The 20,728-nt window shown below is 48.9% G+C and carries 17 protein-coding genes; 5 read left to right on the forward strand and 12 right to left on the reverse strand.

Features of this window, described 5'->3' with window-relative positions:
* Nucleotides 1-41: 41 nt before the first annotated feature.
* From ACVA58_RS24155 to aspA, 4 genes are all read right to left on the reverse strand, one after another.
* Complete coding sequence (locus ACVA58_RS24155) at nt 42-1,892, reverse strand: protein-disulfide reductase DsbD (protein ID WP_446512829.1); 1,851 nt, start codon at nt 1,890-1,892, stop codon at nt 42-44.
* 167 nt (nt 1,893-2,059) lie between these two features.
* A complete protein-coding gene (locus tag ACVA58_RS24160) occupies nt 2,060-2,992 on the reverse strand; it encodes a LysR family transcriptional regulator (protein ID WP_446512830.1) in 933 nt (310 codons plus the stop codon).
* Between the two features lie 443 nt (nt 2,993-3,435).
* Nucleotides 3,436-4,743: an anaerobic C4-dicarboxylate transporter gene (locus ACVA58_RS24165; protein ID WP_446512831.1), complete on the reverse strand. Its 1,308-nt coding sequence runs from the start codon at nt 4,741-4,743 to the stop codon at nt 3,436-3,438.
* A gap of 105 nt (nt 4,744-4,848) precedes the next feature.
* Nucleotides 4,849-6,312: an aspartate ammonia-lyase gene (gene aspA, locus ACVA58_RS24170; RefSeq protein WP_446512832.1), complete on the reverse strand. Its 1,464-nt coding sequence runs from the start codon at nt 6,310-6,312 to the stop codon at nt 4,849-4,851.
* A gap of 459 nt (nt 6,313-6,771) precedes the next feature.
* On the opposite strand from aspA, the gene ACVA58_RS24175 reads away from it, so the two are divergent.
* Entirely contained in the window at nt 6,772-7,323 is a 552-nt protein-coding gene (locus tag ACVA58_RS24175; protein ID WP_446512833.1) for an FxsA family protein, read from the forward strand.
* Between the two features lie 95 nt (nt 7,324-7,418).
* Here ACVA58_RS24175 and ACVA58_RS24180 read toward each other — a convergent pair whose 3' ends face one another.
* Nucleotides 7,419-8,810, reverse strand: a complete 1,392-nt coding sequence (locus ACVA58_RS24180; RefSeq protein ID WP_446512834.1) for an MATE family efflux transporter — start codon at nt 8,808-8,810, stop codon at nt 7,419-7,421.
* Between the two features lie 207 nt (nt 8,811-9,017).
* Between ACVA58_RS24180 and ACVA58_RS24185 the strand changes: the two genes are divergently transcribed.
* Entirely contained in the window at nt 9,018-9,308 is a 291-nt protein-coding gene (locus ACVA58_RS24185; protein ID WP_446512835.1) for a co-chaperone GroES, read from the forward strand.
* A gap of 41 nt (nt 9,309-9,349) precedes the next feature.
* Nucleotides 9,350-10,996, forward strand: a complete 1,647-nt coding sequence (gene groL / locus ACVA58_RS24190) for a chaperonin GroEL (RefSeq protein ID WP_446512836.1) — start codon at nt 9,350-9,352, stop codon at nt 10,994-10,996.
* Nucleotides 10,997-11,634: 638 nt separating this feature from the next.
* On the opposite strand, the gene ACVA58_RS24195 is transcribed toward groL, so the two are convergent.
* The 3 genes from ACVA58_RS24195 to epmB form a co-directional block, all read right to left on the reverse strand.
* Entirely contained in the window at nt 11,635-12,189 is a 555-nt protein-coding gene (locus tag ACVA58_RS24195) for an MgtC/SapB family protein (RefSeq protein ID WP_446512837.1), read from the reverse strand.
* Nucleotides 12,190-12,290: 101 nt separating this feature from the next.
* The gene (gene rimK / locus ACVA58_RS24200; protein ID WP_446512838.1) at nt 12,291-13,196 is read right to left on the reverse strand and encodes a 30S ribosomal protein S6--L-glutamate ligase; all 906 of its coding nucleotides are present in this window, start codon (nt 13,194-13,196) and stop codon (nt 12,291-12,293) included.
* Nucleotides 13,197-13,804: 608 nt separating this feature from the next.
* Nucleotides 13,805-14,827: an EF-P beta-lysylation protein EpmB gene (gene epmB / locus ACVA58_RS24205; protein WP_446512839.1), complete on the reverse strand. Its 1,023-nt coding sequence runs from the start codon at nt 14,825-14,827 to the stop codon at nt 13,805-13,807.
* A 33-nt stretch (nt 14,828-14,860) separates the two neighbouring features.
* On the opposite strand from epmB, the gene efp reads away from it, so the two are divergent.
* Together efp and ACVA58_RS24215 are read left to right on the forward strand one after the other, a co-directional pair.
* Complete coding sequence (gene efp / locus ACVA58_RS24210) at nt 14,861-15,427, forward strand: elongation factor P (RefSeq protein WP_255043411.1); 567 nt, start codon at nt 14,861-14,863, stop codon at nt 15,425-15,427.
* 196 nt (nt 15,428-15,623) lie between these two features.
* Nucleotides 15,624-17,012: an SPFH domain-containing protein gene (locus tag ACVA58_RS24215; protein ID WP_446512840.1), complete on the forward strand. Its 1,389-nt coding sequence runs from the start codon at nt 15,624-15,626 to the stop codon at nt 17,010-17,012.
* 69 nt (nt 17,013-17,081) lie between these two features.
* Here ACVA58_RS24215 and frdD read toward each other — a convergent pair whose 3' ends face one another.
* Genes frdD through frdA form a run of 4 tightly spaced genes read right to left on the reverse strand, consistent with a single transcriptional unit; the run spans nt 17,082 to nt 20,395 of the window.
* Nucleotides 17,082-17,444 (reverse strand): fumarate reductase subunit FrdD, encoded by a 363-nt coding sequence (frdD, locus tag ACVA58_RS24220; RefSeq protein WP_107351010.1) that lies wholly within the window; start codon nt 17,442-17,444, stop codon nt 17,082-17,084.
* A 10-nt stretch (nt 17,445-17,454) separates the two neighbouring features.
* Nucleotides 17,455-17,838, reverse strand: coding sequence for a fumarate reductase subunit FrdC (gene frdC / locus ACVA58_RS24225; protein ID WP_107351011.1), 384 nt, complete (start codon nt 17,836-17,838; stop codon nt 17,455-17,457).
* A gap of 2 nt (nt 17,839-17,840) precedes the next feature.
* Nucleotides 17,841-18,581, reverse strand: a complete 741-nt coding sequence (locus tag ACVA58_RS24230) for a succinate dehydrogenase/fumarate reductase iron-sulfur subunit (protein WP_107351012.1) — start codon at nt 18,579-18,581, stop codon at nt 17,841-17,843.
* The gene (gene frdA, locus ACVA58_RS24235; protein ID WP_446512841.1) at nt 18,581-20,395 is read right to left on the reverse strand and encodes a fumarate reductase (quinol) flavoprotein subunit; all 1,815 of its coding nucleotides are present in this window, start codon (nt 20,393-20,395) and stop codon (nt 18,581-18,583) included. The genes ACVA58_RS24230 and frdA overlap by 1 nt, the downstream gene beginning before the upstream one ends.
* Nucleotides 20,396-20,728 lie beyond the last annotated feature (333 nt).

Consider the following 20,728-nt stretch of genomic DNA (forward strand, 5'->3'; position numbering starts at 1 on the left):
AACCAGGTTTGGTCGCGCGCAGAGCTGCATTCAGAGAATGCTTAGCGGGTCAGTTGGTGGTTAGCCAAATGGGCAAGGAATGGCTCGGCTTTCATAAAGCCGGTCAGGCGGGCTCCTTCCATCCGGTTGCCACTACGATCCCAGAAATCCAAAGTTGGTAGGCCGAGTACGTCCATTGACTGTAAGAGCTCGATATCGGCCGGTGAACTTTGGGTAACATCAGCCTGCAACAGAACGAAGTTGCCGAGTTGCTTGGCGACAGCTGGATCGTGGAAGGTATATTTTTCGAACTCCTTGCAGGCCACGCACCAGTCGGCGTAGAAATCCAGCATCACTGGCAATTGCAGTGCCTTGGCTTCCTCTAGAGCTAGAGTCAGATCATCGATACTTCTGACGCGCTTGAACTCGACACTGATTGCTTGCTCGGTAGCGTGTTGGGCGGTGGAGCCGGTCAACAGCGGATAGAGTGGTTGAACCGAGATAAACAGTCCGACAATTGCCACCACGGCCAAGGTACTGCTACGCCATGACACCGTAAGGGTATTTTTGACATGGTAAAGCCAACCAAAGGCAGCAATACCGAGCAGTGACCACAGGTAAGGCATCAGATATACAGGCAAGATGCGCTCAAGCAAGAACAGCGGCACGGCCAACAGGACGAAGCCGAACATAGCTTTGACGTGGTTCATCCAGTTTCCCGCTTTGGGTAGCAGTTTATTGCCGAACATAGCCGCTAAAATCAGCGGGATCCCCATTCCGATTGCCAACGCGTAGAGTGCTACGGCACCGGTCAGTAAGTCACCGCTTTGGGCGACATAGATCAGCGCTCCGGACAAGGGGGCTGTGGTACACGGTGAGCAAACCAGCCCGGATATCGCCCCCATGGCAAACACCCCACCACTGCTCCCGCCCTGTTGTTTGTTACTCAGGCCACTGAGCCAGGTCTGGAAGCCACTTGGCAATTGCAGGGTATAGGCCCCGAACATCGACAATGCCAACGCGATAAATAGGACACTCAGGCCGATGAGAATATAAGGGTGCTGAAGGGCTGCCTGGAACTGCATCCCGGCGGAAGCGACGACTAAACCGAGTAGGGTATAGGTCAGGGCCATTCCCTGTACATAGATAAAGGCAAGACGGAAAGCGCGGCCATGGCTGAGTTGACCGTTGCCCAGCACAATACCGCTCAGGATAGGATACATCGGTAGCACACAAGGGGTGAAGGCGAGGCCGATCCCCAGCACGAGGAAGACCAGTGGGGTCCACCACTGATCGGCCAGCTCACTCGCCAGTTTGTCTTGTTTAGAGGCAGGAACATTGGGTGCCGGTATGGATTGTGAGTGTGCACTCACATTGCTTTTATCCTCTATTGGCTGCAGTGGTTGGCTGTCTGTCGCAGATGGCGCGGCATTGGCGGCAGCCATAACCACACTGAGTGGGACTTGACGGATTTCCGGTGGGTAGCAGAAACCGGCCTCGGCGCAGCCCTGGTAGCGTACTGTCAGCATGTCGCTGTTGCTGGCTTGGTGTATGGGAACGCTTAGGGTTAGTGGTTCGGTATAGATATTGACCTGACCGAAGAACTCGTCTTGGTAGGGTTTACCGACAGGAATGTCTACCTTGCCTAGGGTCGCAGATTCCGAACTGACCGAGAGTTGGTGTTGGTAGAGGTAATAGCCGGGCTTGATCTGCCAGTCGAGGTAGACCTGATCGTCCTGCTGGGTGAAGTTAAAACTGAAAGCTTCATCGACCGCTACGAAGCTGTTGGGAGAGCTATCAAATCCCGGTAGCTTCAAAGCGGAGGCGGGAAGGCTGATCACCAGCAGGCTGAGTATGGCGAACAGGGAAAGTCTTTGTCCTGCTGCGCACTGAATGCGTTTTAATAATGTCATGAATCTGGCTCGTCTATGAGTTGCCCCGCCAGAACAGGTTGGCAGGGAAAGGACAGCAAGTATGGCGCAGCAAAACCGTGCGCCATTGACTAATACCAATTACATTAAATATTTAGTGCAATTGGTATAACTATACTCTGTCAGACCGAGTTAATCAGTGTTTGGTTTCACTTAGCTTTTATTGTTTGGTTGCCATTGTCGAGCGCATTACGCATGAAATCAGTGAAGATCTGGATATGGGCAGGCACGTACCCTAAACGTTGGTAGAGCATATATATTGGTCGTGGCGGTGAGTACCAGCAGTCCATCATGGCCGAGAGCTGACCGGTGGCAAGAGCATCAGCCACCACATAATTCGGCAGACAGGCGATCCCCAATCCTTCGATGGCGGCCTGCTTGATGCTATTGAGATCAGCAATGGCCATTTTTACCGGTGAGTTAATCCAGATAGTCTCTTGGCTATCCATTTTGTTAGTTAGTGCCCACTCAAATTCAGGAACACTGGCCAGGCGGGCATGTTCGTTGATTTCGTCGGGATGAATGGGCGAGCCATGGCCTGTGAGGTAGTCAGGACTAGCAACCAATACCCGCTGAGATGCACCGATATTGGCAGCGGCAAAGCTGGAGTCAGGCTGCTGGCCAACACGAAAGACCACGTCATACTGCTCGGGGCTGTAGTCATGGTGCTGGTTGGACAGGTGAGTCAACGACAGGCTGATCTCTGGGTATAGCGCTAGAAACTGATTAAACAACGGCATTAACCGGTAAGTCAGTAGGCCAACCGGGGCAGAAATTCGCAATGCTCCCCGTGGTTCGCTGTGGCTGCTGTCGTGTAGCTCAGCGGTTGCTGTTTCCAGTTGGGTCAGCAATGGCTGACAACGTTCGAAATAGTTCCTACCTAGCGGAGTCAGGGAAACATTACGGCTATCCCGGATCACCAGCTGGCTACCGAGGGTATCTTCCAACCGCTGCAGCCTCCGGCTAAGGGTGGTGGGTGGAATATCTAATGCTCTGGCGGCTGCTCTGAAACTTCCATGTTGGGCAATCGCAATCAGGGTGCGCAGGTCATCTAACTTCATACCATTTTTGCATCGCTGCATAACGCTTTTACCTCTATTACCAAGTCGCCTCAATGACTATTATTAGAAGGCAGACTTTCCTGTCTTGGTCTGCTCTGTAGCAAGAAGAGACATGAATCCGGTTGGGATGTTGGGATTGACGTCACCACCGGAATGAGCAAATACGTCGGGAATCCGTATTTGTTCTCTGTCTTCGCCCTAGGATGGGGCGGAGACATTAAATACCTATTGTAACCTTTCTTTTCGGTTCAAATCCTGAACCAAGCTTTGCATCTCATATTTTCAATGACTTCTCCTGACTATATATGTCGGGATAATTCCGTGTGCCAAAAAGTTGCATTACATTAAGTAATGCAGGACTTGTCATCTGTTAGTGCTCACTTACTCTCAAGCCTCATACTGATCTAGCCCCCATAAAAAAAGGCCGCCCGAAGGCGACCTTAATAGGAAGCAAATATCCTGAATTACAGGATGATGCCACCGACTACGAAGCCAAGGGCTACAGAAGTACTGATAGTTACCACACCTGGAATGAAGAATGGGTGGTTGAAGACTAGGTTACCGATACGGGTTGAACCTGTGTCATCCATCTCAACCGCTGCAAGTAGCGTTGGGTAAGTTGGTAGTACGAACAGCGCACTTACTGCTGCGAAAGAAGCAATTGCTGTTAGCGGTGCAACACCGATAGCCAATGCCGCAGGCATCAGAGCGGTAGTGGTTGCGCCCTGTGAGTACAGCAGCATAGAAGCAAAGAACAATACCATTGCCAGCATCCATGGGTAGTCGCTCAGTAGTGAACCAGCGATTTCTTTGATGCCGTCAACGTGACCGTTAACGAACGTAGAACCAAGCCATGCTACACCTAGTACACACACACACGCAGTCATACCTGAGCGGAATGTTGGAGCGGCTGGGATTTTCGCAGCATCAATACCGGTAGTGAATACGATAGCCGCCGCAGCTGCCAGCATGAAGGTCATGATAGCTTCGTTACGACCCAGTGCCGGGTTCTCAATCAGGCCAACAGAGCCAGAGATAGCCGCTGCATAAGCAACAACGATCAAGATAGCAGCTAGGAAGATAAAGGTCGCTTTCTTCGCTGTTGCAGGGATCTCACGCTTAGTTGAACCCTGAAGCTTGATTAGGCCTTTTTCTAGGCGCTCCTGGTAAACAGGATCGTCTTTTAGCTCACAGCCTAGGAAGTTCGCAACGAATGCACCAACCATACATGCAATGAAGGTCGTTGGAATACAGATTGCTAGTAGGGTTAGGTAGCCCACTCCGAGCGGTTCAAGAATGCCAGAGAAGAAGACAACCGCTGCAGAGATAGGCGATGCGGTGATCGCGATTTGAGAAGCAACAACAGCGATAGATAGCGGACGTGAAGGTCGGATACCTTGCTCTTTGGCTACTTCAGCGATAACTGGAAGCGTTGAGAATGCCGTGTGACCAGTACCTGCCATTAGAGTCATCAGGTATGTCACGATAGGCGCGTAAAACGTAATACGTTTCGGGTTCTTACGCAGGAAGTTTTCGGCTAGTTCAACCAGCCAATCCATACCACCGGCAACCTGCATAGCAGCGATCGCAGTGATAACAGACATGATAATAAGGATTACGTCAATTGGGATATAGCTTTGGCTTGTTGGCATGCCCAAGATTAGAGAAAGCACAATAACACCGGCACCACCTGCCAGACCAATACCAATACCACCAATTCGGGCGCCCAAGAAAATGAACGCGAGAACGACTAATAGTTCTACACCAACCATATGATTGTCCTGTCTTAAAGTTAAAAAAATAAAAGGGGGAAATCTGTAGCAAAAAAAGGCGGATCCTCATCCTGAAAATCCGCCGGGCTGTTTATTGTTTACAACTTAGTTGTAACGCTTAGCCTTGTATTCTGGGTGCATTAGGTTCTGTACCGAGAAGATGTCGTCTAGTTGCTCTTCAGTTAGAAGACCACGCTCTAGAACAACTTCACGGACACTCTTACCAGTTTCAGCACAAATCTTACCAACAATGTCACCTTCGTGGTGGCCAATGAATGGGTTCAGGTAAGTAACGATACCGATAGAGTTGAACACGAAGTACTCACATACTTCTTTGTTGACAGTGATACCGTCGATGCACTTGTCACGTAGGTTGATACATGCATTCTTCAGGATGTCGAGAGACTCGAACAGTGCCTGACCGATCACTGGCTCCATCACGTTCAGCTGAAGCTGACCAGCTTCTGCCGCGAAAGTGATTGTTGTATCGTTACCGATAACTTTGAAGCAAACCTGGTTAACTACTTCTGGGATAACTGGGTTTACTTTCGCTGGCATGATAGAAGAGCCAGCTTGCATTTCTGGAAGGTTTAGCTCGTTAAGACCAGCACGAGGACCTGAAGATAGAAGGCGCAGGTCGTTACAGATCTTAGACAGCTTAACGGCGGTACGCTTAAGTGCACCGTGAACCATTACGTAAGCACCACAGTCAGAGGTTGCTTCGATTAGGTCTTCAGCGGGTACACAAGGTAGGCCTGTTACTTCAGCTAGGCGTTGTACCGCAAGTTCCTGGTAACCAGTTGCTGCGTTCAAGCCAGTACCGATAGCCGTTGCACCTAGGTTAACTTCTAGAAGCAGTTGAGCGGTGTACTGAAGGTTTTTGATTTCTTCTTTGATAAGTACGCCGAACGCACGGAATTCCTGGCCAACAGTCATTGGTACAGCGTCTTGAAGCTGGGTACGGCCCATTTTCAGAATAGTAGCGAATTCTTTGTCTTTCGCATCAAAAGCACCTTTTAGGTACTCTAGCGCTTCCAGCATGCTCATAACACTGTTGTATACTGCTACGCGGAAACCGGTAGGGTAAGCACAGTTAGTCGACTGAGACTTGTTAACGTGGTCGTTCGGGTTAACGATGTCGTACTCGCCTTTCTCTTTGCCCATAAGCTCAAGAGCAAGGTTTGCAATAACTTCGTTGGTGTTCATGTTGACAGAAGTACCGGCACCGCCTTGGTAAACATCTGACGGGAACTGATCCATGCACTTACCTGTATCAAGGATCGCATCACATGCTTTAACGATGTATTCGCCAACTTCTGATGGGATAACGCCCAGCTCTTTGTTCGCCATCGCAGCAGCTTTCTTGGTGAAAACCATACCGCGAACGAACTCTGGAACGTCAGAGATTGTAGTTTTAGAGATATTGAAGTTTTCTACTGCACGTAGGGTGTGGATACCCCAGTAAGCGTCGGCTGGAACTTGGCGTTCGCCTAGTAGATCTTCTTCGATACGAGTTGCAACGTTGTTTACCATTGCTTCATTTTTTTCTAGATCAATCATCTGAGACATGACGTAGCCTTAGTGGAATCTGCTAATTAAATTCAAATATTGAGCCAATTCTGAAACTTTAGAATCCATTCCGCAGAGAGTTTGGCTAGATGATCGTACCTGACACCTATTGTCTGCTGCCGATAATACTCCCCTTTAGGGGTAAAAACATAACCCAGATCACTTTTTTAAATGGACTGAAAACATTTGCACAGGAATGAGATCTTGCTCACAAAGACTGTTAACAACTACCCCGTGACTTATGTGTAATAATGACCATTTATGACAAAATGTGAAAATCGTGTTTATTTATGGCGGCAGTATTATTGTAATCAATCGTTACATTGAAACCCTATAGAAAAGAGTTGAAAAATGACTGTCTGCTCCCAATATTTGTTATATACCAGAGAGATTTCTGTAATGTGACACTGATGTGTTACAGCTACACTCCAATTATTGCCTATCAGCAAGGGGAAAACCGTGTTTCCGATATTACTGTTTATGTTTATTGTCGTGCCAATTGTGGAAATCGCCCTGTTTATACAGGTTGGCGGTTTCCTTGGCCTATGGCCGACAATGGGGCTTGTGCTGGTCACGGCGGTAGTCGGTGCGTCGCTGGTGCGTAGTCAGGGCATTGCCACCCTGATGTCGGTGCAAGGCCGCTTGCAGAAAGGGGAATTGCCTGCCCAGCAAATCGTAGAAGGTGTCATGCTTGCTGTTTCTGGCGTATTGTTGCTAACACCGGGTTTCATGACGGATGCAATGGGCATGGCTGTGTTGTTACCAGGCCCGCGTGCGTGGTTGGCCAAACAACTGATGAGTCGGGTGAAGGTCCAGGGTATGTCATCTGGAGCCGGATTTAGTGCAGGCTTTGGTCCGCAAGGCTTTGAACAACAAGACCCTTTTGAACAGCAGCGTGATCCATTCCGTAATAACGCTAAGGGCCGCGAGCAGGAAGGGGACGTATTCGATGGCGAATTTGAACGTAAAGACGGCAAAAAAAATGACGATGATTCGCCTCGATTGCCTTAAGCGTATTGGTTCATAGAGACGACGGACATAAAAAAGGCAGCTTAGGCTGCCTTTTTTGTTAATGCTGTTCATATTTGTTACGACGTGTGAATGCACTAGATCATGGGCACTGCTTGCCAACGACGACGTAGCTTGACCGCATATAGATAGGCGGCCAACCCGCTGAGGGCATTGGCTGTCGCTATCCCAACAAATAACCCTTTGGTGCCGTACAGTTGGCTACCCAACCAAGCGATGGGCAGCAGCAAGGCAAATAGCCGAAATAGGTTCCAGACCAAGGCATCCATTGGGCGATGCATGGCATTGAGGGCACTGATCAGCAACATACAAACCGCCTGTAGGCCGTAACTGACCGGGACGACCACCAAGTAATGCCAAAGCTGTGACTGTACTGCAGGATCTTGGCTGAATAGGGAAGACAACGGCCAGCTCAGTGGCACCATCATAATGAAGATCAACAGTTGGAACAGGATGGCAAAGCGCATTGCCGTGAATAGTGCGGCAAACGCGCGTTGCGGTTTATCGGCGCCCAGGTTCTGCGCCATGAATGGCATCAATGCAGAACCCATTGCCATCATGACGGTGATCAGAATGGACTCGATGCGCATCGCGGCCCCGTAAGCGGCGACAGACGCAGTTCCCTGAACCGCCAGCAGCGCCATCAGCAATGCCCCTGATAACGGATTTAGCGCATTGGATAAGCCAGCCGGCGTGCCAATTTGCATGATTTGTCGCCAATCGCTGACGAGGCGTGCCAGTTGTGGTGGCGCTACCAGCTTTTCCCGCTTGATAAGTACATATAGCGAGCCTGCCAGAGCAAAAGCCCAACTTATTCCACTAGCAATGGCCGCCCCTTTCACCCCGAGTTCCGGAAACGGACCGATACCGAAGATCAAAAGAGGATCTAAAGCACCATTGATTGCACCGGCTAGGATCATGATCTTGGCCGGGGTTTTGGCATCCCCCGTTGCCCGGATGGCACTGTTACCGGCCATCGGGATCACCAGCAGCGGGATCGCCAGGTACCAGATTGACATATAGTCGCTGATAATCGGCAGTAAATCGGCCCGTGCGCCAATTAAGCCAAATAATGGCTCAATGGTCAGCATACCCAATGTGGAAGCGAGTACCATCAGTAGCAATGCTAGGAATAGGCCATGGGTGGTTAATCTGGCGGCACTGCGGGTATCTCCACTGCCAAGCAGGCGGCCGATGCTGGTTGAGATCCCAACACTGATCCCCATGGTGATGCAGTTGATGGCAAAGGTGATCGGGAAGGTAAAGCTGACCGCCGCCAGTGCTTCGGTACCTAGCAGAGAAATAAAAAACGTATCGACCAGGTTAAACATCAAAATCGCCACCATGCCGAAGATCATCGGCACGGTCAGGCGCTTGAGGACATCTGGGATAGGCTCGGACAGCAGCCCGTGCTTATCCGGCCGGCTGGTGCCAGCTTTATTTATATCTGGCTTGTTATGATCTGCCATGGTCGTCTCGGGAAAAGAATGCCCGCTTACCCTAATGCAAAGAGTGTGATCGGGCAAAAATTCTCTGAGATATTTTGTAAAAAAAACGTCTCTGGGGCTTGGGTTCTAGAAAAACGACCCAACATGTTTATGTATCAGAAAAAGTAAGGGCTACGAGCCTTTTATCTTTTTATTAGTATGGAAATTACCAATCAGGAGAGACGACCGATGAACATTCGTCCTTTACATGACCGAGTTATCGTTGAGCGCCAAGAAGTTGAATCAAAATCTGCTGGCGGCATCGTTCTAACTGGCTCTGCAGCTGAAAAATCTACTCGCGGCGTTGTGCTGGCAGTAGGCAAAGGCCGCATTCTAGAAAGCGGTACGGTACAGCCACTGGACGTTAAAGTTGGTGATACTGTGATCTTTGCAGAAGGCTACGGCACCAAGACTGAAAAGATTGACGGTAAAGAAGTCCTGATCATGTCTGAAAACGACATCATGGCAATCGTTGAATAATCCGATCACCTCGAATCAAGAATTAAGAAAGGAAGACTGAAATGGCTGCTAAAGACGTTAAGTTTGGTAACGACGCACGAGTTAAAATGCTAGAAGGTGTTAACGTTCTGGCTGATGCAGTAAAAGTAACACTGGGTCCTAAAGGCCGTAACGTGGTACTGGATAAATCATTTGGTGCACCAACTATTACTAAAGATGGTGTATCTGTTGCGCGTGAAATTGAGCTGGAAGATAAATTCCAGAACATGGGCGCACAGATGGTTAAAGAAGTGGCATCTCAAGCAAACGATGCGGCGGGTGACGGTACCACAACAGCAACAGTATTGGCTCAGTCAATTATTGCTGAAGGTCTGAAAGCCGTTGCTGCGGGTATGAACCCAATGGATCTTAAGCGCGGTATCGACAAAGCGGTTGTCGCTGCTGTTGAGGAGCTTAAAGCGCTTTCTGTGCCATGTGCTGATACCAAAGCGATTGCTCAGGTTGGTACTATCTCTGCTAACTCTGACACAACTGTTGGTAATATCATTGCGGAAGCAATGGAAAAAGTAGGCCGTGATGGTGTTATTACGGTTGAAGAAGGTCAGGCTCTGCATGATGAGCTAGATGTTGTTGAAGGTATGCAGTTCGACCGTGGTTACCTGTCTCCTTACTTTATCAACAACCAGGAAGCGGGCAGCGTTGATCTGGAAAACCCATTCATCCTGCTTATCGACAAGAAAGTATCGAACATTCGCGAGCTTCTTCCTGCGCTAGAAGGTGTTGCTAAGGCATCTCGTCCACTGCTTATTATTGCAGAAGACGTTGAAGGTGAAGCACTGGCAACGCTAGTTGTGAACAACATGCGTGGTATCGTGAAAGTGGCTGCGGTTAAAGCGCCTGGTTTCGGTGACCGCCGTAAAGCTATGCTTCAGGACATCGCGGTGCTAACTGCGGGTACGGTTATTTCTGAAGAGATTGGTCTAGAGCTAGAAAAAGTTCAGCTAGAAGACCTAGGTCAAGCGAAGCGTATTACGATCACTAAAGAAAACACCACTATCATCGATGGTATGGGTGAGGAAGAGATGATCCAGGGTCGTGTGGCCCAGATTCGCCAGCAAATCGAAGACGCAACATCAGACTACGACAAAGAGAAACTACAAGAGCGTGTTGCTAAGCTAGCAGGCGGTGTTGCAGTGATCAAAGTGGGTGCTGCGACTGAAGTTGAAATGAAAGAGAAGAAAGACCGCGTTGAAGATGCCCTACACGCAACACGTGCAGCGGTAGAAGAAGGCGTGGTTGCTGGTGGTGGTGTTGCCCTGATCCGCGCTGCGTCTAAAGTTGTTGGCCTTGAAGGCGATAACGAAGAGCAGAATGTCGGTATTCGTGTTGCACTACGTGCAATGGAATCACCAATTCGTCAAATCACCAAGAATGCGGGTGATGAAGAATCTGTTGTTGCTAACAACGTACGTGCAGGTGAAGGTAACTACGGTTACAACGCCGCAACGGGTGAGTACGGCGATATGATCGAGATGGGTATCCTAGACCCAACGAAAGTAACGCGTTCTGCACTTCAGTTCGCAGCCTCTGTTGCTGGTCTTATGATCACAACCGAAGCGATGGTTACTGATAAACCACAAACTGATGCTCCTGCAATGCCAGATATGGGCGGCATGGGTGGCATGGGTGGCATGGGCGGTATGATGTAATACCCCTATCTCACTGAGATAGCTGATAAAACACATAAACGGAGGCTTACGCCTCCGTTTTTTTGTACCTGAAAAATAGCAATAAGGAGCGCTTGGAGGCAACTTGGCCTATGGTAGGCTTAACAGGAAAAAAGCCAAAAAAACTGTACGCTAAATATTTACTTTTTTATCAGTCACTTACGATCCATAGAACGGCCTTGCGACCAAGGTGTTATTTTGGTCTGCTTTTTCCTGAATATCGACTTGTAAGCTGTACTGTCTGGAGGTTAGCGAGCGAGTGAGCCAGTTATAGGGAGAAAACAACAGTAAATAGATAGTGGTAGCACACTTGGTAAAAAGCATGAAAAGCTGCACATAATTTAATTACTTTTAAATCATGGGTTTAGGTGTGATTTTTGAAGGTTGAACGCAATGGTTTGGTTTGGTTTGCTTTTAGTTGTAATACCACGATAAAGCTGTACGGAGGGTGGCTCTTTCCCTGAACGTCTGCCGGAAAATGGCTAAAAGAGCAGAACTGAGTTTGTCAGGGAAAAAGCCGAAAAAGCTGAACATCTATTTAATTGTTTATAATCAAGGATTTGCGCGCTGGGTGGGAGCTCTGGCTATTAGGTGATAAAATGCTCACCAAAAAGCCGGCTTTAACCATTATCGCTGTACGCCTGTTTTGCCTCGGTGCTTGACTCTTCCGTGATTGCTTGCTTCTCGCTGCTGTGTCGTCTTACCTTTTTTAACTGGCGGCGATCACTCAAGTGGGCATGAACCCCCTTGCGCAGGATACGCAGGCTGTTTTCCAGCTTGTCGACGCCTAGTAGAATGGCTACCACGATTCCTGTCATGATCACCGCCGTTTGACCATAACCCAAGCCGATAGTGATCCCAAGCGCAGCCAGCATCCAGACCACTGCTGCTGATGTAACACCATGTATTTGGCCGTCTCTGGTCATCATTACTCCAGCACCGAGGAAACCGATACCGGTGATCACCTGTGCCATGACCCGGGAAATATCGGCATTGGTATTCGACAGCGTTTCGCCGAGGGTAATGAAAAAGTAGGTCCCCATAATAATCAACGTCGAAGTGCGGATCCCGACCGGTTTGCCCCGAACTTGGCGTTCTACCCCGATAACCGTGCCACAAATGGCACATTGGAGGAGGGAGGGCCAGGTGAAGGGAGTGATATCAAGCCATAACATGGCTGTTGCTCCTATTATTAAGACGGATTTGGTGGATGAAAAAAGCAGCCCTTAGGCTGCTTATGGTTTTTTGTTTATTTTACGCCTTCACGGCGGTGTGGCTACTGGTGAGAGTTGCGGCGACTGCTGCGCTTGCCCGCATGCTTTTCGATGTACTCGACAATCATTCCAGCAATATCTTTGCCTGTTGCACCTTCAATGCCTTCCAGACCAGGGGAAGAATTCACTTCCATGACCAGAGGTCCACGTTTGGAACGCAGTAAATCGACCCCGGCAACACTCAATCCCATCGCTTTCGCCGCTGCAACCGCAGTCTTACGCTCTTCTGGGGTTATACGGATCAATGAGGCACTACCGCCGCGGTGCAAGTTGGATCGGAACTCGCCTTCTGCCCCTTGGCGTTTCATCGCAGCAATGACTTTGTCACCAATAACGAAGCAGCGAATATCGGCACCGCCCGCTTCCTCGATAAATTCCTGCACCATGATGTTGGCTTTCAACCCCATGAAGGCTTCGATCACGCTCTCGGCCGCTTTTTGGGTCTCAGCCAACACCACGCCAATGCCTTGGGTGCCTTCGAGCAATTTGATCACCAGCGGTGCGCCGCCGACCATCTTGATCAGATCCGGTACATCATCAGGCTTGCTGGCAAAACCGGTTATAGGCATGCCCACCCCTTTACGGCTGAGTAACTGCAGTGAACGCAGCTTGTCCCGAGAACGCGAAATCGCTATGGACGGGTTCACTGAGAACACATCCATCATTTCGAACTGACGCAATACCGAGCAGCCGTAAAATGTAATATCCGCACCAATACGCGGAATAATGGCATCAAAGCCCGTCAGATCTTGGCCCTCGAAATGAATCGATGGCTTGACCGAGTTGATATTCATATAACAACGCAAAGCGTTGATGATTACAGCTTCATGGCCGCGTTGCTCAATGGCTTCGCGCAGGCGGCGGGTTGAGTACAGGTTTTCGTTCTGGGAGAGAATGCCAATTTTCATTGCGTTACTCATTAATAAGGTGATGGATAGTGTGCAGGCGTGAAGTTTGGCTGCCTTCCTAGCCTGCAGATCGGAGCGCGACTATGCGCTTACTTGGTTCAAAATGCGAGCGATTTGGCGATGATCTTTTTTGATTGAGTCCAGCAAATATTTTGCTGGTGTTTTTATTTATCGGCCTGTCGTATTAATTTTGCTTTGTTTGGTGGGACTCGGGTAAAAAGCTTGTAAAGCTGCACGTAATTTTAAATTGTTTTATATCAGTTGTTTACGTGGAAATTTTTGGGTGGGTTGTGGTGCTCTTAAAGGTTGTTCAGGTTTTATCTGCACACATGCTTTTTTGCTGATCGTTTCGTGTGGTTTAACCGTAAATAACACCTTTTTCTTGTTGTGAGCTTGTTGGTTAAAATCCTCGAAAAGCTGCACGCAATTAAGTTTTTAAAAAACAATGACTTAGTGGTGGCGTGTTAAGTGTTTGTCTTAACGCTTATTTTGCTCACCTAAAAGGTGATAAGTCTTTGTTTTGCTGTACGGGTGGGGTGGCAAAAAGAAAGGAATAATGCCTGCAGTGATTATCCGTACTACAGGCAAGATAACGATGGCCTTGAAGGTTATTCGAGACGCAGATCCAGCGGTGTTTTACTGCGTCGGCCGCCGATCTCCCGGGTCAGCTTAGGGACTAGGTAACCAGATACATTTTCCATTAGGCCTGCCATTAGTTGGCGGGCTGTGTTGTCGTCGACCATGAAGTGCGCTGCGCCTTGGACTCGATCCAGTACATGCAGGTAATAGGGAAGGATGCCGGTGTTGAAAAGGGCATCGCTGAGGTGGGTCAGGGTCTCGACAGAGTCATTAACGCCTTTGAGCAATACGCCTTGGTTCAGCAGTGTCACATCAGCCTGTTTGAGCGCCAGCATCGCCTGAGCCAGTTCCTCGTTGATCTCATTGGCGTGGTTGATATGGGTGACCAGTACTGTTTGGAGGCGGCTCTGCGACAGTATGCGGCATAGCTCGGTGGTAATACGAGACGGCATGACTACTGGCAAGCGAGAGTGGATACGCAGTCGCTTGATGTGGGGGATCGCCGCAATGGCTTCGACTAGCCAGGCCATTTCATTGTCCTTGGCCATCAGCGGATCGCCACCGGACAGAATAACTTCATTGATATCCGGTTGGCTGGCGATATAGTCCAGTGCCAGCTGCCAGTTACGTTTGCCACCTTGGTTTTCCTGATAGGGAAAATGGCGACGGAAGCAATAGCGGCAGTTAACGGCGCAGCCGCCTTTGACTATCATCAGGGCCCGGTTCTTGTATTTGTGCAGCAGACCGGGAATGGTATTGTCTTGCTCTTCGAGGGGATCTTGGGAATACCCCGGGTGCACCTCGAATTCTTCTGCCAGAGGTAAAACCTGTCGCAATAACGGGTCGTAAGGGTTGCCAACTTCCATTCTATCGACAAAGCTCTTAGGGACACGCAGCGCAAATAATTTCCGGGCCGCTAAGCCTTCAGCCCATGGGGCGGGATCAATTTTAAGGCTATTTAGCAGCTGAATCGGATCAGAAATCGCATTAGCAAGATCATTCAGCCAGTTTTGCTCAACAGATGAGGCGTTTCGGGTTATTATATGCGGCATTAAATACAACTCGAAGATGTTAAGAGGATAGAAATGGCGTCTTTCAGCACCAATGAATTCCGCGGCGGAATGAAAATTATGCTAGATAATGAACCATGTGTCATTATCGAAAACGAATTTGTTAAGCCAGGCAAAGGCCAGGCGTTCAACCGCGTTAAAATCCGTAAACTGCTTTCAGGCAAGGTACTGGAGAAGACTTTCAAGTCTGGTGAAAGCGTTGAAGCTGCAGACGTAATCGATACTGAGCTTGATTACCTCTACAACGACGGTGAATTCTACCACTTCATGAACAATGAAACATTTGAGCAAATTGCTGCAGACGTTAAAGCGGTAGGCGAAAACGCGAAGTGGTTAGTAGAAAACAACACTTGTACGTTAACACTGTGGAACGGTAACCCTATTGCCGTAACACCACCAAACTTCGTTGAACTTGAAGTCACCGAAACGGATCCTGGCCTAAAAGGTGATACTCAGGGTACCGGTGGTAAGCCTGCAACACTAACAACTGGTGCAGTCGTACGTGTACCATTGTTCATCGCTATCGGTGAAGTGATCAAAGTTGATACCCGTTCAGCTGAATACGTAGGCCGTGTGAAGTAATTCATTTCCGGTTGGTAAAAAAGGTCGCTTAGGCGGCCTTTTTTGTTATTGGAGCAAATGTTTCGATAAGACTTCGAAGTATTTTTTGAAGTGCGTTTGATTTGCTAGGTTGTGTGCGTTATTTTGCTTCTATTGATGCGTTCAATTTCATACCCTAAGCCATAAAGTGGAGTAATAACAAGTTGGTATAGGGAATATGGATTTTAAGCCTCAGGCACAGCAAGCGCTCAAGAAAAAAGTGTCTTTACCTATTGTCGGCGGGATTCTAGGGGCGGCTGCGCTCTTCGGTCTGGTCAACAACTCCGTACTTATGACGGATGCGGGTTACACCTATGTGCACCAGAATAACCTGACTGGTGATCTGGATGTATTCAACCAGCCCGGTATTCACTTCAGAATGCCGTTCCTGTCGAAAATCACCAAGTATGATCAAGTGATCACTGTCTCCTATGGCAATACTACGGGTGAAGACTTTTACCAGCGACTGCCACCGATTCAGGTCCGCTTCGCTGATACCTATGTCGGGGAAATTCCGGTGACTTTTCGTTTTAAGTTGTCGCAAGATCCTGATTCGATTATCAAAATGCACCGTGAATTCCGTAATAACAGTAATCTCATTGATGCCCTGCTGGTAAAAAATGCCCGGAATGTCACTGTGATCACGGCGACCCAATATACTGGTGAAGAGTTCTTTCAAGGCGGCCTTAATCAGTTCAAGTCCAAACTGGGTGATCAACTCCGTGACGGGATATATATGACCGAGCGTCGTCAGGTAGAGGTTGAACAGATTGACTTGGCACCGGTAGGCATTAACCAGAGCAACTCCAACCAATTACAGCGTACCCAGCAGTTGGTATGGAAAACAGTGCCGATGCTTGATTCGCAAGGCAACCCTAAACGTCAGGATAACCCATTACGCCAATATGGTATTGCCGTGACTCAGGTGACGATAGGCGATCCTACTCCTGAGGCGCAGTTAGACAAGTTGCTGACTGACAAGAAGCGTTTAGTGGCTGATAGGATCCGAGCCATCCAGGAACAGGAAACCTCTAAGGCACAGGCGGAAACAGAGCAATTGCGCAAGGAAATTCAGCGTACCCGTGAAGTACAGGATGCCCAGCGCAACAAGGAGCTGGCAATTATCTCGCAGCAAAAAGAAGTTGAGATTGCGCGGCAGATCGCCGAGCGAGAAATCGTTGAAGTCGAGAAAAAGAAGCGGCTAGCGGAAGTGGATAAGGAAAAAGAGTTGGCTATCGCGGAGGCCAACCTGGCTATCCAGAAAGCGAATGCGCTGTCGGCAGAGTATGAAGCCAAGGCTATCTTGGCCAAAGGGCGGGCGGAAGCGGAAATCCTCAAGGCCAAATACGATGCCTATGGGGCCAACCGGGATGTCTACCTGGCCGAGCTTAATCGTGATGTGTCGACGGCCTTGTACAATAACCTGAAGTACTACCAGGTCGAGATGCCAAAAAACTACTTTGGCGGTGAGGGAGGCAAAATGACCACCAACCTGGATGTGATCACCGGCTTTGGAGCGTTGGGAATATTGGAGCAAAGCGAGAAACTGACAAAACCGGCGCAATAGCGTTCGAACTGGTCGAGCAGGCATAAAAAAAGCACCGCTATGCGGTGCTTTTTTTGTTTCGTATCACGATTAGATCATGAATACGAAAATTACAGCCAGTGCAGACACAAGGAATGCAGCTGCGTAGCATGCGATTTTACCTACCACACCAGTGTGGAATTTCAGGTCGTGCATACCGTGGTGCAGACGGTGCATCGCGTGCCACATTGGCAGAGCCAGAGTCGCGATAGTAAATAGTGCACCGATGATGCTGGTGACGAAGCCGGCAACGCGCTCGTAGCTCATTGAATCAGCGTCTAGGATACCCAGTGGTACCATGATACCCAGTACCAGCACAGTCACAGGTGTTAGCATTGCAAACCAAGTACCGCCAGCACCAAACAGACCCCACCATACTGGTTCGTCAGAACGTTTAGGATTTAGATTAACCACGTGGTTCTCCTTAAACTAGAACTAGTACGAACAGTGAGATTGCAGCAACTGCAGCCCACTGAGCCAGAACAACAACTTTCTTGTCCAGTGTCTTGCCTTTCAATTTGATAGGCATTACCTGAGGCATCATGCTGAAGAAAGTCTGTGCGTGGAACAGGCTACCCGCCAATGCCAGCACGTTCAGAATTACAACTACTGGGTTAGCCATAAACTCTAGCCAGCCCGCCCATGCTTCAGGGCCCTTCACTAGGCTACCTAGACCGAAAGTCAGACAGATAGTGAAGAAGATTAACGGTAAAATAGTTGCTTCACGAACCATGTAGAAGCGGTAGAAAGGGTGATCCTTCCACCAGGTGCGCTTCATTTCGCGAACGTAAGGTTTACGATTGCTCATCCTTATGCCTCCTGAGGCTTCATCATGGCGATAACGAAATCTTTAGATGATTCCACTTTGCCTTGGTTAACCGCTGCTGCTGGATCGACGCTCTTCGGACACACTTCAGAACAGTAGCCAACAAAAGTACAGCCCCATGCACCGTTTTCACCGTTGATCAGCTTCATACGCTCATCAGAACCGTTGTCACGGCTGTCTAGGTTGTAGCGGTGCGCTAGGGTTAGCGCTGCAGGGCCGATGAACTCAGGGTTCAGGCCGAACTGAGGACATGCTGAGTAGCACAGACCACAGTTGATACAACCAGCAAACTGCTTGTACTTCGCCATTTGCTCTGGTGTCTGATTGTTTGGACCGTCTTCAGGTTTGCGATCGTTGCCGATGATGTACGGCTTAATAGCTTCCAGGCGCTCGATGAACGGTGTCATGTCGACAACCAAATCTTTCTCGATAGCAAAGTTAGCCAGTGCTTCGATTTTCAGACCGTTCGGGTAGTCACGCAAGAATGTCTTACAAGCCAGTTTTGGTACCTTGTTGACCATCATGCCGCAAGAACCACAGATCGCCATACGGCAAGACCAGCGGTAAGCCAGATCTTTGTCTAGGTTATCTTTGATGTAACCCAGGGCATCAAGCACAGACATGGTTTCGTTAAACGGTACTTCGAACATCTCGAAGTACGGTTCTGCGTCTTTTGCTGGGTCATAACGTAGAATTTCTACTTTTTGGATGCGGTTGTCTGACATTATGCCTGCTCCTCTTTCTTCGCTGCCGCTTCAGCTGCTTCTTTCGCTGCAGCTTCTTCTGCCGCTGCACCGTATAGACGTGCTTTTGGCTGAGACTTGGTGATTGTTACGTCGCTGTACTCGATACGAGGAGCGTCATCACCGTTGTAGAAGGCTAGCGTATGCTTCAGGAAGTTCACGTCGTCACGTTCTGTACAACCATCGTCAAGACGTTGGTGTGCGCCACGAGATTCCTTACGCTGAATCGCAGAGTGAGCCATTGCTTCAGCAACTTCTAGGCCGTAACCAATTTCGATTGCATAAAGTAGGTCAGTGTTGAATACCTTGCCCTTGTCTTTGATGCTGATGTTCTTAAAGCGAGCGCGAAGTTCTGCCAGCTTATCAACCGTTGCTTGCATCAGATCTTCTTGGCGGTAGATACCACAACCGGCTTCCATGGAGTGACCCATTTCAGTACGGATATCCGCCCAGTTTTCGTCGCCTTCTTGAGACAGAAGGGTCTCGATACGATCTTGAACCGCTTGAACCTGCTCAGTAATTGCGGCTTCGTTCCAGCCTTTGAATTCTTCAGCGCGTTTAGCCGCACCTTCACCAGCTAGGCGACCGAATACAACAAGCTCTGCAAGAGAGTTAGAACCTAGACGGTTTGCACCGTGAAGGCCAACAGATGAACACTCACCGACCGCAAATAGGCCTTTGATGCGTGTTTCGTTGTGCTTGTCAGTTTCGATACCACCCATGGTGTAGTGAACGGTTGGGCGAATTGGCACTGGCTCTTCTGCCGGATCAACGTTCACGTAGGCTTTTGCAAGCTCACAGATGAACGGTAGACGCTCGTGTAGGTATTCTTTACCTAGGTGGCGCAGGTCAAGGTGTACAACATCGCCCAGTGGGTGCTTGATGGTGTTGCCTTTCTGCTGCTCGTGCCAGAATGCCTGAGAAACTTTGTCACGAGGACCCAGTTCCATGTATTTGTTCTTTGGTTGGCCGATTGGTGTCTCTGGGCCCATGCCGTAGTCTTGCAGGTAACGGTAACCATTTTTGTTCAGCATGATACCGCCTTCACCACGACAACCTTCGGTCATCAGGATGCCTGTGCCAGGTAGGCCAGTTGGGTGGTACTGAACGAATTCCATGTCACGCAGAGGGACACCGTGGCGGAAGGCCATTGCCATACCGTCACCGGTCACGATACCGCCGTTGGTGTTACAGTTGTAAACGCGGCCGGCACCACCTGTTGCAAGTACAACAGACTTCGCTTTAATGCAGATCAACTCACCTTCAGCCATGTGGATAGCCACAAGACCCTGTACTTCACCTTCTTCAACTAGTAGGTCGACAACGAAGTACTCGTCGAAACGCTTGATCTGATCGTATTTGATAGACGTTTGGAACAGTGTGTGCAGCATGTGGAAGCCGGTTTTATCCGCGGCAAACCATGTGCGCTCAACTTTCATACCACCGAAGCGGCGTACGTTCACGTCACCATTTTCTTTACGGCTCCACGGACAACCCCATTGCTCTAGCTGGGTCATCTCGCGTGTCGCGTTTTCTACGAAATATTCAACAACGTCCTGTTCACATAGCCAATCACCACCACCAACGGTATCGTTGAAGTGGTTGTCCAAGCTATCCTCATCCTTGACGACGGCAGCGGAGCCACCCTCTGCAGCTACGGTATGAGAGCGCATTGGGTAAACTTTAGAAATAAGCGCAATTTCCAAGTCTGGGTTTGCTTCTGCAGCAGCAATGGCAGTACGAAGACCTGCACCACCTGCGCCGATTACAGCGATATCTGTGGTAATTGTTTTCACAGCTATCCTCCGGAGGTAAGACGATAAAATTTAAAAAAGTACGCCTGAGCGTACTTAACCTTGAAATCCTAGGTGCATTCTATGAAACAATATCGATAGAAAAGTTGATTTAGACGCAGCTTTTTAAACGAAATAGCCCAAAAGTATAAGGTGATTACGGGAAATGTGATTATTGTCACAATTTGTAATGTTTTATGGTTGTTAATTAATCGAAATGAAATGTGTTATTTGTTTCTGGCTCATTAAGAATGTGTTTCGCTATTTCTTGATAAGTCGCTAATAAAAAACAGTTTATCCAATAAGCAAATGAGTGCTTTGTCTGTGATTGTTGTA

The sequence above is a fragment of the Photobacterium sp. DNB22_13_2 genome, assembly GCF_052873915.1.